13 protein-coding genes are annotated in these 15,509 nt (G+C 71.4%); 2 read left to right on the top strand and 11 right to left on the bottom strand.

Translation table 11 applies throughout. The features are described from left to right. Window positions 1–141: 141 nt before the first annotated feature. The 9 genes from QMO56_RS07440 to QMO56_RS07480 form a co-directional block, all read right to left on the bottom strand. Window positions 142–1,110 (bottom strand): ABC transporter ATP-binding protein, encoded by a 969-nt coding sequence (locus QMO56_RS07440; RefSeq protein ID WP_283524594.1) that lies wholly within the window; start codon window positions 1,108–1,110, stop codon window positions 142–144. Further along, a complete protein-coding gene (locus QMO56_RS07445; protein ID WP_283524596.1) occupies window positions 1,103–2,128 on the bottom strand; it encodes an ABC transporter ATP-binding protein in 1,026 nt (341 codons plus the stop codon). Before QMO56_RS07445 ends, QMO56_RS07440 begins: the two co-directional genes overlap by 8 nt. Beyond that, window positions 2,121–2,963: an ABC transporter permease gene (locus tag QMO56_RS07450; protein ID WP_283524597.1), complete on the bottom strand. Its 843-nt coding sequence runs from the start codon at window positions 2,961–2,963 to the stop codon at window positions 2,121–2,123. Before QMO56_RS07450 ends, QMO56_RS07445 begins: the two co-directional genes overlap by 8 nt. Then, the gene (locus tag QMO56_RS07455) at window positions 2,963–3,967 is read right to left on the bottom strand and encodes an ABC transporter permease (protein ID WP_283524598.1); all 1,005 of its coding nucleotides are present in this window, start codon (window positions 3,965–3,967) and stop codon (window positions 2,963–2,965) included. The genes QMO56_RS07450 and QMO56_RS07455 overlap by 1 nt, the downstream gene beginning before the upstream one ends. Further along, window positions 3,964–5,553, bottom strand: a complete 1,590-nt coding sequence (locus QMO56_RS07460; RefSeq protein ID WP_283524599.1) for an ABC transporter substrate-binding protein — start codon at window positions 5,551–5,553, stop codon at window positions 3,964–3,966. Before QMO56_RS07460 ends, QMO56_RS07455 begins: the two co-directional genes overlap by 4 nt. Window positions 5,554–5,624: 71 nt before the next feature. Continuing rightward, window positions 5,625–6,368 (bottom strand): SDR family NAD(P)-dependent oxidoreductase, encoded by a 744-nt coding sequence (locus QMO56_RS07465; RefSeq protein WP_283524600.1) that lies wholly within the window; start codon window positions 6,366–6,368, stop codon window positions 5,625–5,627. Continuing rightward, window positions 6,365–8,356 (bottom strand): hydantoinase B/oxoprolinase family protein, encoded by a 1,992-nt coding sequence (locus tag QMO56_RS07470; protein WP_283524601.1) that lies wholly within the window; start codon window positions 8,354–8,356, stop codon window positions 6,365–6,367. Before QMO56_RS07470 ends, QMO56_RS07465 begins: the two co-directional genes overlap by 4 nt. Before the next feature lie 2 nt (window positions 8,357–8,358). Beyond that, on the bottom strand, window positions 8,359–10,398 hold the full coding sequence (locus tag QMO56_RS07475) for a hydantoinase/oxoprolinase family protein (RefSeq protein ID WP_283524602.1): 2,040 nt from the start codon (window positions 10,396–10,398) through the stop codon (window positions 8,359–8,361). Window positions 10,399–10,401: 3 nt separating this feature from the next. After that, the gene (locus QMO56_RS07480; protein ID WP_283524604.1) at window positions 10,402–11,205 is read right to left on the bottom strand and encodes an IclR family transcriptional regulator; all 804 of its coding nucleotides are present in this window, start codon (window positions 11,203–11,205) and stop codon (window positions 10,402–10,404) included. A gap of 202 nt (window positions 11,206–11,407) precedes the next feature. Between QMO56_RS07480 and QMO56_RS07485 the strand changes: the two genes are divergently transcribed. Together QMO56_RS07485 and QMO56_RS07490 are read left to right on the top strand one after the other, a co-directional pair. Beyond that, entirely contained in the window at window positions 11,408–12,646 is a 1,239-nt protein-coding gene (locus tag QMO56_RS07485) for an ABC transporter substrate-binding protein (RefSeq protein ID WP_283524605.1), read from the top strand. A gap of 4 nt (window positions 12,647–12,650) precedes the next feature. Next, window positions 12,651–13,697: an amidohydrolase gene (locus tag QMO56_RS07490; RefSeq protein WP_283524607.1), complete on the top strand. Its 1,047-nt coding sequence runs from the start codon at window positions 12,651–12,653 to the stop codon at window positions 13,695–13,697. A 100-nt stretch (window positions 13,698–13,797) separates the two neighbouring features. On the opposite strand, the gene QMO56_RS07495 is transcribed toward QMO56_RS07490, so the two are convergent. Both QMO56_RS07495 and QMO56_RS07500 read right to left on the bottom strand, forming a co-directional pair. After that, window positions 13,798–14,115: a hypothetical protein gene (locus tag QMO56_RS07495; protein WP_283524608.1), complete on the bottom strand. Its 318-nt coding sequence runs from the start codon at window positions 14,113–14,115 to the stop codon at window positions 13,798–13,800. Next, a complete protein-coding gene (locus tag QMO56_RS07500; protein WP_283524609.1) occupies window positions 14,112–15,506 on the bottom strand; it encodes an acyclic terpene utilization AtuA family protein in 1,395 nt (464 codons plus the stop codon). Before QMO56_RS07500 ends, QMO56_RS07495 begins: the two co-directional genes overlap by 4 nt. Window positions 15,507–15,509 lie beyond the last annotated feature (3 nt).

Here is a 15,509-nt window from a genome sequence, read left to right on the forward strand (position 1 = left end):
TTCTTCTTTTTGTCCGTTTGGGGATGCATCGGCCGCAGTCGCCGGGGCTGTTTCGCCCCGGCGCGCACGCTCTCCGCCCGCGCGCCGAAACTGACAGAAAAAAGAAGAGGGGGGCCGGGGGAGAATTCATTCTCCCCCGGTCTACGCCACTTCCTCCGCCCGCCAGCACGCCGCCTGATGCGCGCTTCCTTCCAGCGCCGGCTCCTGCGCGCAGACCGGCGCGGCGAGCGGGCAGCGCGCGCGGAACCGGCAGCCCTCGGGGATGCGCGACGGGTCCGGCGGCTCGCCCTGCAGGATGAAGCCCTCCGTCACGCGCGGCCCACCGACGCGCGGCGCCGCCGCAAGAAGCGCGCGGGTATAGGGGTGCTTCGGCGCGGCGAAGAGCTCCGCCACCGGGCCGATCTCGACCACACGGCCGAGATACATCACCGCCACCCGGTCGCACATGGAGCGCACCACGGCGAGGTCATGGCTGATGAACAGGTAGGTCAGGTTGAAGGCGGCGCGCAGGTTGCGGAACAGCGTCAGCACGGCCGCCTGCACGGAGACGTCGAGGCCCGAGGTCGGCTCATCGAGAATCACCAGCCTCGGCCCGAGCGCCAGGATGCGCGCCAGCCCGACGCGCCGCTGCTGCCCGCCGCTGATCTCGTGCGGATAGAGGTCGAGATGCGCGTCCGGCAGGCCCACCGCAGCGACGATCTCGCGGATGCGCGCCTCCCGTGCCGCGCGCGGCAGGCCGGTATGGATCACCAGCGGCTCGTGCAGCGAGCGGCGGAGGCTCCAGCTCGGGTCCAGCGAGGCGCCGGGGTCCTGATAGACGTATTGCAGCCGCGCGCGCACTTCGGGCGGGCGCTCCAGGCCCGGCGCGGCCACCTTGCGGCCCTCGAAATGGACCTCCCCTCCGGTAGGCGCGTGGATGCCCATGATGGTCTTGCCGAGGGTGGACTTGCCGCAGCCGGATTCGCCGACGATGCCCAGCACCTCGCCCTCGCGCACCGCGAGATCCACGCCGTCCAGTGCCCGCAACGTGCCGATGCGGCGGTTGAGCAGGCCGCGCACCGGGAAGTGCCGCGTGAGGCCATGCAACTCCAGGATCGGTGCCTCAGGCATCGGCGACGGCCTCCAGCGGCGCCATCACCGGGTGGTGGCAGGCGGTGACATGCCCCTCCCCGCCGGCCAAAGCAGGGCGCGCGCTCCGGCAATGCTCGCTGGCGCGCGGGCAACGCGGATGGAAACGACAGCCCGGCGGCGCCGCGCGCGGGCTGGGCACGGTGCCGGGAATGCCGACGGGGTTGCGCCCCTCCTGCGGCAGACTCTCCAGCAGCAGGCGCGTATAGGGGTGGCGCGGCGCACCGAAGAAGCTCTCGCGCGGGGCGATCTCGGCGGTCTGGCCGGCATACATCACGGCCACGCGGTCGCAGATCTCCCAGGCGGCGCCAAGGTCATGCGTGGTGAACAGCACGGCCACGCCGCGCTCAGTGGCGAGGCGGCGCAGCAGGGCCAGGATCTGCGCCTGCACGGTGACGTCGAGCGCCGTGGTCGGCTCGTCGGCGATGATCAGGCGCGGCCCGGGGAGCAGCGCCATGGCGATCATCACGCGCTGCCGCTGGCCGCCGGAGAGTTCATGCGGATACTTTCGCAGCAGCCGCTCGGGCTGGGGAAGCTGCACCGCATCCAGCATGGCGATCACCGCCGCACGGTCGGCACGGCGGCGGCGCGGCGAATAGAGGCCGGTGCGCGCCCCCGGCTTCCGCCGCGGCGACTTCCACCGCATCAGGTCCATGATCTGCGTGCCGATGCGGAAGAGCGGATTGAAGCTGGCAAAGGGGTCCTGTGGAATGAAGGTGACGGCGCGGCCGCGCACCGCCCCCGCCGTCGCTTCCCCTGGCCCGGCCAGCATGTCGGCGCCGGCCAGCCGGATGCGCCCATGGCTGATGCGGGTGATGGCCGGTGGCAGCGTGCCGAGGATGGCGCGCGCCAGTGTTGTCTTGCCGCAGCCTGATTCGCCCACCAGCCCGACGATCTCGCCCGGCCGCACCGAGAGGTTCACCATGTCCAGCACGCGGGCGAGGCCGCCCTCGGTGCGGAAGCCGAGCGCCAGGTTCTCGACGGAGAGGATTTCAGTCATTGCCGCCGCCCCGCCGGGTGCGCGGGTCCAGCACGTCGCGCAGCCCGTCGCCGAGCAGGTTGAAGCCGAGCACGGTGAGGAAGATCGCGAGCCCCGGCGCCAGCGCGTACCACCAGGCCTCCGGCAGGTACTCGCGGCTCTCGGCGATCATGCGGCCCCATTCCGGCGTCGGCGGCGGCGCGCCGAGGCCGAGGAAGCCGAGCGTGGCGGCGGTCAGGATGGTGGCGCCCATGCCGATCGAGGTGCGCACGATGATCGGCGAGGCGATGTTGGGCAGGATGTGCAGCACCATCACCCGCCAGGGCGAGGCGCCCAGCGCGATGGCGGATTCGACGAAGACCTCGTTGCGCATCGAGCGCGTCTCCGCATAGACGAGCCGCGCCCAGAACGGCCAGTAGGTGATGGAGAGCGCCAGGATGACGTTCTGGATGGAGGGGCCGAGGGTCTGCGCGATGGCGATGGCCAGCACGATCTGCGGCACCGCCAGGAAGATCTCGGACACCCGCATCAGCAGCTCGCTGAACCCGTTGCGGTAGTAGCCGGCGACGAGGCCGATCGGCACGCCGATCAGCACCGCCGAGCCGACCGCGATCACCGCCAGCGAGAGGGTGATGCGGGCGCCGAACAGGATGCGGCTGAACACGTCGCTGCCCATGCGGTCGGTGCCGAAGAGGCGGTCGGGCGCCGGCGGCAGCAGGCGGCGCGGCGTGTGGAACTGCCAGACATCCTCCGGATAGGGTGCCAGGACAGGCGCCAGCAGGGCGACAAGCAGCAGGATGCCGATCAGCACGGCACCCAGCATGGCGGCGCGGTCCCGCGCGAGGCGGCGCAGCATCAGCGCGCCTCCCGCGGGTCGATCGCCGCCTGCAGCAGGTCCACCAGCAGGTTGACGATGACGAACATCACGCCGGTCCAAAGCGTGAAGCCCATGATGGCATTGTAGTCGGACTGCAGGATGGAGCGCACGGCATAGGCGCCGATGCCCGGCCAGTCGAACACCGTCTCCACCACCACGGCGCCGGCCAGCAGGATGCCGAAGATCAGGCCAAGCTGCGTCACGGTCGCGGTGATCGCCATGCGCAGCACGTATTTCCAGACCACCTGCCGGCGCGGATAGCCCATCGCCGTCTGGTAGGCGACGGAGGGCGAGGAGAGCGCGCCGATCACGCCGTTGCGGGTGAAGCGCACCACCGTCGCCGCCGCCGGCAGCGCCAGGGTCAGCGCGGGGAGGATGATGTGGCGGATGGCGGAATCGATGATCTCCGGGTCGCCCTCGATCAGCGCGTCCGGGATCATCAGCCCCGTCACCTCCTCCGGGGGGAAGCCGTCGATGCGGCCGGAGAGCGGCAGCCAGCCCAGCTTCATCGAGAAGAGGAACTGCAACTGCATGGCGAACCAGAAGGAGGCCACCGCCAGGCCGGAGACGGTGACGATGCGCAGCAGATGGTCAACCCAGCTGTTGCGGTGCAGCCCGCAGACCACGCCGAGGGGAACACCGAGCAGCGCGGCGAGGATGACGGCGACGAAGGTGAGTTCGAGCGTCGCCGGCAGGCGGCCGGAAAGGTCCTCGGCGATCGGCCGCTGGGTGAAGAGGCTGGTGCCGAAATTGCCCTGCGCCACGTCGGTGACGTAGCGCAGGAACTGGGCCGGCAGCGGCCGGTCGAAGCCCAGGCTGTGGCGGACCGCCTCCACCTGCTCGGGCGAGGCGTTGTCACCGGCCGCGAGCCGCGCCGGGTCGATCGGCACGACGCGCGAGAGGACGAAGACGATCGCCAGCAGGCCGAGCAGCGTCGGCACCACCCAGAGCAGCCGCTTGAGCAGGATGTCGAGCCAGATCATTCCTTCCGCTCGGCCCAGCGCAGGTCCTGGCCGTTGCTGACCGGCGAGAAGCGGATGCCCCCCACATCGGCCGCATAGGGGCCGTACCATTTGGTGTTGTAGATGAAGATGCCGAGCGCGCGGTCGCTGGCGATCTGGGTGATCTCCTCATAGAGCTTCTCGCGCTCCGCATGATCGTTCGAGACCAGGGCGCGGTCGAGCTTCGCGTCGATCTCCGGGTCGCTGTACCAGCTGAAGCTGCGGCTGCCGCGGTAGCGCGAGCCGACCAGCTCACCCACCCAGTTGTTGGGATCGACGTAGTAGGTGCTCTTCCACAGCGGCACGAGATCGGCCTGGGTGCGCGCATCCCGCATCCGTGCGGAAACCACCGACCAGGGCGAGACCTCGACCTGTGCCTCGACGCCGATCTGCCGCAGCGTGTTCTGGAACAGCGCCGCGGCCTGCTCGGATTCCGAGAAGCCGGCCAGGGCGTTGATGGTGATCGGGCGCAGCGGCGCCTTCACCTGCGCCAGCTCCTGCTTCGCCTTCTCCAGGTCGAAGCTGTAGCCCTTCAGGCCTTCCGGCGTGCCCCAGATCGGGTTCGGGTTCGGTCCGGGATTGCGCGAGACGGAGCCCTTCATGATGTCGCGGATGAAGCCCTCGTAGTCGAAGGCATAGGCCAGGGCGCGACGAAAATGCACGTCGTTCATCGACTCGGCAGTCGTGTTCAGCGCGAACTGGAAGACGCGCATCGACTCCTGCTCGATGATCTGCACCTCCTTCACCGGGCGCAGGCGCTGGATCTGGTCGTAGGGCAGGTAGCCGTCCACCCCCTGATAGTCGCCGCGCTGCAGGCCGAGCACGCGGGTGTTGGTCTCCAGCACCGTGCGGAACTCGACCTCATCGAAGGGGCGCTCGCCCCAGCCGGCGAAATGCTCCTTGAAGCGGCGCGCGTTCCAGCCCACGGCCGGGTCGTAGCGGCGCAGCACATAGGAGCCGCTGCCGGCCTCGCTCTTGGCCAGCCAGGGCTCGGCCCAGTCCTCGCCCCTGGCGTTCTTCTTCACCAGGGCGCTGTTGACGATGAGGATGTCCGGCACGGTGACGAGGAAGATGGCCGAGGGCCGCGCCAGGTTGAACTGCACGGTGCGCGCATCGAGCGCCTTGGTGCTGCCGGGCTTCACCGTATCGAGATAGAGGCTGGCCGGTCCCTTCTTCAGCGCCAGGATGCGCTCGATGGAATAGACCACGTCTTCCGCCGTGACCGGCGCGCCGTCATGGAACTTGGCGCCCTGGCGCAGCGTGAAGGTGTAGGTCTTGCCGTCGTCGGAGACGGTGTGGCTCTCGGCCAGCCAGGGGATCATCTTGGGCGGATTGTCCACCCAGCGGTAGAGCCCGTCATAGAGGTTGAAGCGCGTCGCCGCGCGGGCCGTGTCGAAAACCGTGTGCGGGTCGAGGTTGTCGTAGGGGCTGTTGTTCGCATAGACGAACCTGGCCGGGGCGGCGGCGGAGCGGCGCGCCGTCAGCGGCGCCGTGGCCAGGCTGCCCGAGCCGGCCAGCAGCGTGGCTCCGAGGGCGGTCCGCATCGCATCCCTGCGTGTGGTCGGCATGGCTCAATCTCCGTGTTGGGGGTCGAGGATGTCGGGCTGTGTGACCGGACCGCTGTTTCTCGGATCTTGTTTCAGGGGCTGCCGGAGACCGACAGGATCTGCCCGGTGATGAAGCCCGCATAGTCGGAGGCGAAGAACATCACGGCATGGGCGATGTCCTCCGGCGTGCCGGGGCGCCGCAGGGCGGTGCCCTCGATCAACCCGGCCTGCCGCTCCGGCGAGTAGGACTGCCACTGCCGCTCGTAGTCGGGGCTGGTGCGCTGGAAGCCCGGCGCCACGGCGTTCACCGTGATGCCGAAGCGGCCCAGCTCCTGGCCAAGCTGCCGCGTCAGGCCGATCTCGCCCGCCTTGCCCGAGGCATAGGCCTGGATGCCGGTGAGCGAGGTGCGCAGCCCGGCGCCGCTGGCGATGAAGACGATCCGCCCGCGCCCTTGCGCCTTCATCCCCGGTACCACCGCCTGGGCGGCCAGGAAGGCGCCGGTGAGGTTGACGTCGAGGATGGCGCGCCAGTCGGCCTCCTCCACCTCCTCCATCGGTCTGGGCGACTGGCCGAGCACGCCACCAGCGACATGCACCAGCACATCCGGCGCGCGGCCGGCGGCGGCGGTGGCCTCCGCCACCCAGGCGCGCAGCGCGGCGCGGTCGGTGACGTCCACCTGCGCGGCGGCGGCGGGCAACCCCTCCATCTCGGCCAGCAGCCGGTCGGCGGCGAAGACGCGGGCGCCCGCCGCGGCGAAGCCCTGCACGATGCCACGGCCGATGCCGCGCGCCGCCCCGGTGACGAGGACGCTCTGTCCCGTGAAATCGATCCTCATGCCGCCTTCCTCCCGGCCAGGGTGCCGACCTGCGGATGCCGCGCCGCCGCCGCCGCGAAGCCCCGCTCCACCGCCGCGACCGGATCGGCCGCCGCCTGCGCATCCTGCGCCATTTGCGCGAAGACCTGGTGCTTCATGAAGAAGCGCCACTCGACCGGCAGCGCGAAGAGCAGCTCCGCAAGCCGGTCCCAGGCCGCCTCGGACCAGACCGTCTCGAAGTCCAGCCGCCGCGGATCGAAGGTGATGGGCAGCGGCAGCGGGCGCCGGCCCTCGCGCAGCGCGACGGTGGCGGCCTCGTCCAGCCGGCCGGCTTCGACGACCACGCCATAGGCGCGCGCGCCGGCCTCGCTCACCTTCCCCTCGGCCACGTCCCGCAGCACCGCCTCCAGCGGCCGCGCATAGGGGTCGCCCCAGCCGCCGGCGCCGGAGGAGGAGATGCTCAGCACGTCGCCCGGCGCGCAGTGCACCACGTCGGTGTTGCCGAGGTCCTGCGCCCCGGGCGTGCCGGGGTTGCGGGTGAAGTCGCAGGTGGCGCCGGGCAGCCCGCCCTGCAGACCCCAGGAGGAGAAGCGCACGCGGTCGCGGTTGCGCGCCGTCACCACCGAGTTGGGCGAGTGCAGCCGGAAGGTCATGCGGGTGCCGAGCCCGCCGCGATGCAGCCCCGCCCCGCCGCTGTCCGGCTCCAGCCCGTAGCGCAGCACGCGGATCGGCACCTCGGCCTCGGTGATCTCGACCGGCGTGTTCTTCAGGAAGCTGTTGGAGCCGTCGAGCCCGTCGCCATCCGCCGCGCCGCCGCCACCGCCGGTGATCGGGTTGATCGAGGCCATGGCCATGCGGCCGGTGCGCGGGTCGGTGGTGCGCACGTTCAGGATGCCGCCGCCCCCCGCCGGGCCGGCCGGCAGGCGGTCCGGCAGGGCGCGGGAGAAGGCGCCGATGATGATGCCCTGGATGCGCACGCAGGTCAGGCTGCGCATGCCCGTCGCCGCCGGATGCAGCGGGTTCACCACCGAACCCTCGGGCAGGATGCAGCGCACCGGGCGTGCCAGGCCGCAGTTCAGCGCCACCGTCGGGTCGAGCGAATAGACGACATAGTTGTAGCCGACCAGCGGCAGGATGTGGCGTGGCAGTCCACCCGTCGGCATGTTCAGCGCCGACTGAAGCTGCGGGTCGCTGCCGGAGAAGTCGAACTCCGCCTCCTCGCCGCGGATGCGGATGGTCAGCTTGAGGCGGCAGGGCACGCCGCCCGGGCTGTCCTCGTCGATATAGTCGGAGAAGGCGTAGTCGCCGTCCGGGATGCCGGCGAACATCCGCCGCGCCTGCCGCTCGGCGAGATCCAGGACGCCATACATGCCGGCCGCCACGGTGTCGGCGCCGAAGCGGGCGATGGCCTCGTGGATCTTGCGCTCGGCGGTCTTCAACGAGGCGATCTGCGCCTTCAGGTCGCCCCAGTTCTGCTCGGGCATGCGCACGTTGCGCAGCATGACCTTGAGCAGCTTCTCGTCCATCACGCCCCCCTCGACCAGCTTGGTCGGCGGGATGCGGATGCCCTCCTGGTGCACCTCGGTCAGCGCGCGGGAGAGCGAGGCGGGCACCGCGCCACCCATGTCGGTGTTGTGGATATGGCCGACGGCGAAGCACATCAGCCGCTCGCCGTGGAAGATCGGCATCCAGAGATGCATGTCCGGCGCGTGGGTGCAGACATAGCCGGAATAGGGATCGTTGGTGATGCAGATGTCGCCGGGCCGGTAGTCCTCGAGGGCGTTGATGGCGCCGGCATAGTCCAGCCCGATGAACCAGGTGGCGCCCAGATCCTTCGGACTCGCAAAAGTCTGGCCGCAGGGCGTGGTCAGGCCACTGGTGAAATCCTCCGTCTCCTTGACGAAGGCGGAATGCGCGGTGCGGAGCAGGGTATAAGCCATACTCTCGGCCGCGGCCTCGAAATGGCTCTTCAGGATCTGCAGCGTGACGGGGTCGAGTTGCGTCGTCATGGTCAGCTCCGCCGCAGGATCAGGTTGCCGAAGGCGTCCACATGCCCGCCGAAGCCGGGCGGCACCCAGCCCGTGGTGTCGTCCTGCACCACCACGGCGGGGCCGGCGAAGGCGGCGCCGGGCGGCAGGGCGGCGCGGCGGAACAGCGCCGCCTGCACCATCCCGCCGCGATGCGCGACGGGCACCTGTCCTTCCGGTGCCGGACGGCTCTCCACCACCGTTCCGGCGGGGAATTCCGGCTTCGGCGTGATGCCGGCGATGACGACGCGCAGCGCCACCAGATGCACGGCAGCCTTCTCGTCGGCATGGCCGTAGATCTCGGCATGGCGGGCGTGGAAGGCGCCTGCGATGCGCTCCGGCGCCGGGTCGGCGATCCAGGCCGGCTCCAGCGGCACCTCGATCTCGTAGGACTGGCCGCGATAGCGCATCTCGGCGCTGACGCCCAGCCGCCCCTCCCCCGCATGGCCCTGGCTGTCCCGCAGCCAGCCCCGCGCCTCGGCGGTCAGGGCAGCGAAGGCGGCCTGCAACTCGGGCATGGCCTCCGGCGCCACGTCCAGGAACACCACCCGCACGAAATCCGAGCGCAGATCCGCCAGCAGCCCGCCGAGCGCCGCCAGCACGCCGGGGGTGCGTGGCACGATCACGGCGTCCATGCCCATCTCCTCGGCCAGCAGGCAGCCCAGCATCGGGCCGGCGCCGCCGAAGGCGAGCAGCGCATAGCCGCTCGGCTCCTCGCCGACCTGGGAGAAGAGGCGGCTCACCTCGCGGTACATGTTGGCCACCGCCAGCGCGACCACCGCCTCGGCCGCCGCCGCCGCATCGCGCCCGAGCCGCTCGCCGACCGCGCCGAGCGCCCGCTCCGCCGCCGCCTTGTCGATCCGCACGGCGCCATAGCCCAGCTCGCCCGCGCCCAGCACGCCCTTCACCGCGAAGGCGTCGGTGATGGTGGCGGCCTCGCCGCCGCGCCCGTAGCAGGCGGGACCGGGCACCGAGCCGGCGCTGTCCGGCCCCACGCGCAGCACGCCCAGCGCGTCCACCACGGCGATCGAGCCGCCGCCCGCGCCGATCGAGGAGACCGAGACCGTGGGCAGGTAGATCGGATACTCGCCGACCAGCTCGCCGGCGCGGAAATCCGGCATGCCGTCGCGCAGCAGCGCCACGTCGGCGCTGGTGCCGCCGATATCGAGGCTCATCACGCGCGGGAAGCCCGCCTGCCGCGCCACGAAGCCGGCGCCGATGGCGCCCGCCGCCGTGCCGGAGAGCAGCATCTCGATGCTGCGCGCCTTGCCGGCGGCGGCGGTCATCACCCCGCCGTTCGACTTGGTGATCATCGGCGCGACCGGCACGCCGCGCGCCGCGAGCGCCGCCTCCAGCCGGGTGATGTAATGCGCCACGCGCGGCTGCACCGAACCATGGATGCAGGCGGTGATGCTGCGCTCGTATTCGCGCACGATCGGCCAGACCTCGGCCGAGCAGAAGACCGGCAGGTCCGGCCGCGCCGCCCGGATCATCGCCGCCACGTCGCGCTCATGCGCCGGGTTGGCGTAGGAATGCAGGAAGCCGATGACCACCGCCTCCGCCCCCAGCGCCTCGGCCCGGGCCAGGGCCTCCAGCACGCTCTCCCGCTCGGGCGCGGTGTCGGTGCTGCCGTCGGGGTTCATCCGCTCGCGCACCTCCAGCACGCGGTCGCGCGGCACGATCGGCTCGGGGCGGCGGGAGAACAGGTCATACGGGTCGGGGATCTTCAGCCGCGCCAGCTCCAGCACGTCACGGAAGCCTTCCGTCACCAGCAGGCAGAGTCTGGCACCACGCTTCTGGATGATGGCATTCACGCCGACCGTGGAGCCATGCGTGAAATAGGTGACGGCGGTGGGCGGGATGCCGAAGCGGCGCTCGATCTCGGCGAGGCCCTGCAGCACCTCCTCGCCCGGCGCATCGGGGCGGGAGAGCACCTTCAGCGTCTCCAGCCGTTGCGCCTCCTCGTCGAAGACGCAGAAGTCGGTGAAGGTGCCGCCGATATCGACGCCGATGCGGTAGCCCAAGGCTCAGTTCCTCTGCTCGGGGGCGCGGCCGCCGATCCGCCGCGTGACGGTGGCGGCGGCCCCGGTGACGGCGGCGATGAAGTCCTGCCGGTGGCGCTGCCAGCGCTCCGTCAGGCTGGCGAGATTGAGGGCCGCGACGGCCTGGCCCGCGCGGTCGAAGACCGGGGCGGCGACACCGGCGCCCCCTTCGGCGTATTCGCTGTCGATCTCGGCATAGCCCTGCGCCAGCGCGGCGGCGATTTGCACCCGGAGGCGGGCCGGATCGGTCTCGGTGAAGGGCGTGAGGCGCGCCAGCGGCGGTGCGAGGCAGCGCCTGAGGTTTTCAGCCGGCGCATGGGCCAGCAGGATGCGGCCCATGGCCGTGCAATAGGCGGGGCAGTCCACCGCGCGCGGCTCGTAGCGGATCTCCTGCGGGCTGGGCACCTGGAGAAGAGGCCGCACCATGAATCCGTCACGCATGACCCCGAGATTCACCGTCTCCCGCGTCTGCTCCACCAGCGCCAGCATCACCGGCTGGGCGGTGGCGAGCACCTGGCGCGGCAGGCCGCCGAGCCAGTCGCCAGCTTCACGGCCGAAGGGGGGCGCGAGCGCGTAGCGGTCGCTTTCGTCCCGCGCCGCATAGCCGCGCGCGGCAAGGGTGCGCAGCAGGGCCAGCGCGCTGCTCTTCGGGATGCCGAGATCCTGCGTGATCTCCGCGAGCGTCAGCGGGCGCGGCGCGCAGCCCAGCAGTTCGAGCAGGTCGAGCACGCGGTCGGCGGATTTCACCACCTCCGCAGGCCTGGTCGGCGGGCTGAACACCGTTTCCATATGAGAATGCTGTGGCTTGTTTCACATCCGTGTCAAGCGCCAATCCGGGCTGTGGCGCGGCTTGCCTCCGGCCCCCAGGGGCGGCGCAGCCCGGCCGCGCGCGGATGCTTGCGCGCATGCGCCGGCCTGCCGCATCCTGGCGCCGCATCGGCGTCCATCACGAGAAGCGCCAGGAAAAACCCACGGGGAGAGAACGACGAGCATGATCAGCACGAGGCGCGGCTTCGTTGCCGCCGGCGCGGCCCTGGCCGGAACATCCCTCCTGGGAGGCGCCACGCAGGCGCAGGCCGCTCCCATCCTTCGCCTGGGCATCCTGGGCGACCTCTCCGGCCCCTACCGTGACCTCTCCGGCTCCGGCACCATGGCCTGCGTGCGGCAGGCGATCGCCGATTTCGCGCGCAGCGGCACGCCGCCGCAGGTCGAGGTCCTGCATGCCGACCATCAGCACAAGCCGGATGTCGGCGTCAGCATCGCGCGCGAGTGGTACGACCGCAGCGGCGTGGACGCGATCCTGGAGGTGAACAATTCGGCCATCGCCCTCGCCGTCGCCGATCTCGCGCGCGAGAAGGACAAGGTCTTCCTGGCGACCGGCCCCGCCACGGCGGATCTCTATGGCCCCCGCTGCGGGCCGAACCATGTGCACTGGACCTACGACACCTGGATGCTGGCGCATGGCGCCGGCACCGCGGCCGTGCAGGCCGGCGGCGACAGCTGGTTCTTTCTCACCGCCGACTACGCCTTCGGCCATGCGCTGCAGCGCGACACCGCCGCGGCGGTGGAGGCGGCGGGCGGCCGCGTGCTCGGCCAGGCGCGCTATCCCTTCCCGCAGACCACGGACTACTCCTCCTTCCTGCTGCAGGCGCAGGCCTCGCGCGCCAAGGTGCTCGGCCTCGCCAATGCCGGCACCGACACGGTGAACAGCGTCAAGCAGGCGCGCGAGTTCGGCCTGACGCAGCGGATGCGGCTGGTCGGCCTGCTCTGCCTGCTCGGCGATGTGCGCGCCATGGGGCCCGAGGTGGCCCAGGGCCTGATGCTGACCGAGCCTTTCTACTGGGACCTCAACGACCGTACCCGCGGCTTCACCCAGCGCGTGCTGCCCGCCATGCCCACGGGCCTCTATCCCAGCACCAACCATGCCGGCGCCTATTCCGCCACGCTGCACTACCTGAAGGCTGCCGCCGCCCTGGGCGTGCCCGCGATCAAGGCTTCCGGCCGCGCCGCCATCGCGCAGATGAAGGCGCTGCCGACCGAGGACGATTGCTTCGGCGCCGGACGGGTGCGCGAGGACGGGCGCAAGCTCCACCCGACCTATCTCTTCGAGGTGAAGGCGCCCGCCGATGTGAAGAACGACTGGGATCTCTACCGCCTCGCCGGCACCATCCCCGCCGAGCAGGCGATGCGCCCGGTGGCCGCGGGCGGCTGCCCGCTGGTGAAGGCCTAGCCCGGTGGCCAGCCTTTCCGACAGCCCCTTCCTGCCGGTGCGCCCGGACTGGCTCGCGCTGCGGCAGGAGGCGCCGCTCGACCCGGCGCAGCCGATCATCGACCCGCACCACCACCTCTGGGACGTGGTGCACCCGCGCTACCTGCTGGATGAGTTGCTCGCTGATCTGCGCGGCGGCCACAACATCCTCGCCACCGTCTTCGTCGAATGCCGCTCGATGCATCGGGCCGAGGGGGCGGAGGCGCTGCGCCCGGTGGGCGAGACGGCCTTCGTGGCCGGCGTGGCGGCGATGATGGAAAGCGGCCTTTACGGCTCCTGCCGCGCCTGTGCGGGAATCGTCGGCCATGCCGATCTCCGCCTCGGAGCCGCCGTGCAGCCGGTGCTGGAGGCGCATCTCGCCGCCGGCGGCGGGCGCTTCCGCGGCATCCGCCACATTTCCGTCTGGGATGCCAGTCCCGCGACGCGCAGCGGCACCTTCATGCCGCCCCGGGGCCTGCTCGGCGACGCCGCCTTCCGCGAGGGCTTCGCCCGGCTGGGACCGCTCGGCCTGAGCTTCGATGCCTGGCTCTACCACACGCAGCTCGGCGAACTGCTTGACCTCGCCAGGGCCTTTCCGGACACCGTCATCGTGCTGGATCACGTCGGCGGGCCGCTGGGCGTCGGTCCCTATGCCGGGCAGCGCGAGGCGGTCTTCGCCGCCTGGCGCAGGGACATCCAGGAACTGGCGAAGTTGCCGAACCTGCATGTGAAGCTTGGCGGGATGGCCATGCGCATCAGCGGCCTCACCTTCCACGAGCAGCCGCTGCCGCCCTCGTCGGAGCAACTGGCGGCAGCCTGGAAGCCCTGGGTCGAGACCTGCATCGAGGCCTTCGGCAGCGCACGCTGCATGTTCGAGAGCAACTTCCCCGTGGACAAGGGGATGTGCAGCTACACCACGCTGTGGAACGCCTTCCAGCGCCTCGCCGCGGCCGCCTCGGCGGAGGAGAAGCAGGCGCTCTTCGCGGGGACGGCGGCGCGGGTCTATCGGCTGCCGGTCAGCCCGGGGGAATGAGTTCCCCCAGGCCCCCTCCCTTTTTCGTCGCGTTTCTCGCTGGCCAGACCGACAGAAAAAAGATGGGGGTCCGGGGGAATTCCTTCCCCCGGGCTTTTTCTCACCCGCCCTCCACCGTCATCCCCAGCAGCAGGAAGGACAGGCTCTTCCCGTGCCCGTCGAGGTTGAGCGCGCCGTTCACCCCACCCTGCAACACGTCCTCGATGACGAAATTGAAGGCGCCGAGCGCCGGCAGGTCGTAGCGCCGCACCGCGGTGGCGCCGCGATGCGCAAAAAGCGCCAGCACCCGCGCCTCCGTCACTTCGCGCGCCAGCAACGGCCAGTCCTCGGCGCGGTGGGCGATCAGCGAAAGGTTCAGCCGGTTGCCCTTGTCGCCGGCGCGGGCATGCGCCAGCCGGTGCAGCGGAACGGCGCTCATGCCTCACCCTCCAGCGAAAGCAGCGAGACACGTGGCGCCAGCCGCTCACGCGGCACCAGGAAAGACAGGGTGCGGATGCGATCCGTCACGCGGGTGCGCACGCCGCCGCCGCCCGCCGGGCCGCAGCAATAGAGCGAAAGCACCTCGCGCGCCGCCCGCTCCGCCGCCGCGCGGCTCTCGCTGGCGAAGGCCAGCCGCAGGCGCAGGTCGGGCGGGCTGCTTGCCTCGGCCTCGCGCAGCGCGCCGGCATCGCCGTCGAAGACGCTGACGACGCCGATCAGGTCAAGCCGCGCCTGGCCCTCCAGCCCGAGCAGCCGCAGCCGCTCCAGCAGGGTGCGGCCGGCGAGGTCCGCGCGGGCGCGGGCATTCGGCCCGGCATAGGAGATCTCGCCCTCGCCCAGCCAGCCGCCGGGCAGGCTGACGGTGGCCTTCAGCCGCTCCGGCCGGGGGCGGCCCCGCGCACCGCTGAGTCGCACGCGGTCCGGCGCCTCCTCGGTGATGGCGACGCCGGTGATGTCCAGCACCACGTCAGGCGTCAGGTAGGCGGCGGGATCGTGCAGCTCGTAGAGAAGCTGTTCGGTCACGGTTTGCCGGTCCACCCGGCCACCACTGCCTGCGGGCTTGGTGATCAGCACGCCGCCGTCGGCGCCGATCTCGGCGATGGGGAAGCCCAGCGTCGCCATGCCCGGAACGTCCTTCACGCCGGGATCGGCGAAATAGCCGCCGGTGACCTGAGCGCCGCATTCCAGCAGGTGTCCGGCCATGGTGCCGGCGGCGAGCCGGTCCCAGTCATCCGCCGCCCAGCCGAAATGCGCCAGCATCGGGCCGAGCGCCAGGGCGGGATCGGAGCAGCGGCCGGTGATCACCACCTGCGCGCCCTGCCGCAGCGCCGCGGCGATCGGCGCGGCGCCGAGATAGACGTTGGCGGCAATGACCTTCTCCGGCTCCAGCACCGCGCCGGCATCGCCCTCCCAGGGGTCGAGGTCGGCGAGCGCGTCGGTGCCGCGGATGTCGTCGCCCTCCACCACGCCGACGCGCAGCTCCGGCAGGCCCAGCCCGCGCGCCAGCCCCAGCACCGCCCGCGCCGCGCCGCGCGGGTTGGCGGCGCCGGCATTGGTGACGATCGGGATGCCATGCGCCGCGCAGCGCGCCAGGATCGGTCGCAGCAGGTCGAGCAGCGCCGGCTCGAAGCCGGCCTCGGACCGGTGCAGCCGCTCGCGCTGGGCCAGGGCCAGGGTGCGCTCGCCCAGCACCTCCAGAATCAGCGCGGCGGGGCCGCCGGCGGCGACCAGCGCCTCCACCACCGGCCCCGGCGCGTCGAGCCGGTCGCCCGAGAAGCCGGAGCCGCAGCCGATTCGCAGCAGGTCAGCGGAGGGGCGATCGAAAGCCATGCC

The organism is Roseomonas sp. E05 (assembly GCF_030063475.1).
Taxonomy (GTDB): Bacteria; Pseudomonadota; Alphaproteobacteria; order Acetobacterales; family Acetobacteraceae; genus Pseudoroseomonas.

Coding starts and splice junctions, on each gene's coding strand:
- QMO56_RS07440 (WP_283524594.1), bottom strand. CDS start 1,110: ATGCCTGAGGCACCGATCCTGGAGTTGCATGGCCTCACGCGGCACTTC.
- QMO56_RS07445 (WP_283524596.1), bottom strand. CDS start 2,128: ATGACTGAAATCCTCTCCGTCGAGAACCTGGCGCTCGGCTTCCGCACC.
- QMO56_RS07450 (WP_283524597.1), bottom strand. CDS start 2,963: ATGCTGCGCCGCCTCGCGCGGGACCGCGCCGCCATGCTGGGTGCCGTG.
- QMO56_RS07455 (WP_283524598.1), bottom strand. CDS start 3,967: ATGATCTGGCTCGACATCCTGCTCAAGCGGCTGCTCTGGGTGGTGCCG.
- QMO56_RS07460 (WP_283524599.1), bottom strand. CDS start 5,553: ATGCCGACCACACGCAGGGATGCGATGCGGACCGCCCTCGGAGCCACG.
- QMO56_RS07465 (WP_283524600.1), bottom strand. CDS start 6,368: ATGAGGATCGATTTCACGGGACAGAGCGTCCTCGTCACCGGGGCGGCG.
- QMO56_RS07470 (WP_283524601.1), bottom strand. CDS start 8,356: ATGACGACGCAACTCGACCCCGTCACGCTGCAGATCCTGAAGAGCCAT.
- QMO56_RS07480 (WP_283524604.1), bottom strand. CDS start 11,205: ATGGAAACGGTGTTCAGCCCGCCGACCAGGCCTGCGGAGGTGGTGAAA.
- QMO56_RS07485 (WP_283524605.1), top strand. CDS start 11,408: ATGATCAGCACGAGGCGCGGCTTCGTTGCCGCCGGCGCGGCCCTGGCC.
- QMO56_RS07495 (WP_283524608.1), bottom strand. CDS start 14,115: ATGAGCGCCGTTCCGCTGCACCGGCTGGCGCATGCCCGCGCCGGCGAC.
- QMO56_RS07500 (WP_283524609.1), bottom strand. CDS start 15,506: ATGGCTTTCGATCGCCCCTCCGCTGACCTGCTGCGAATCGGCTGCGGC.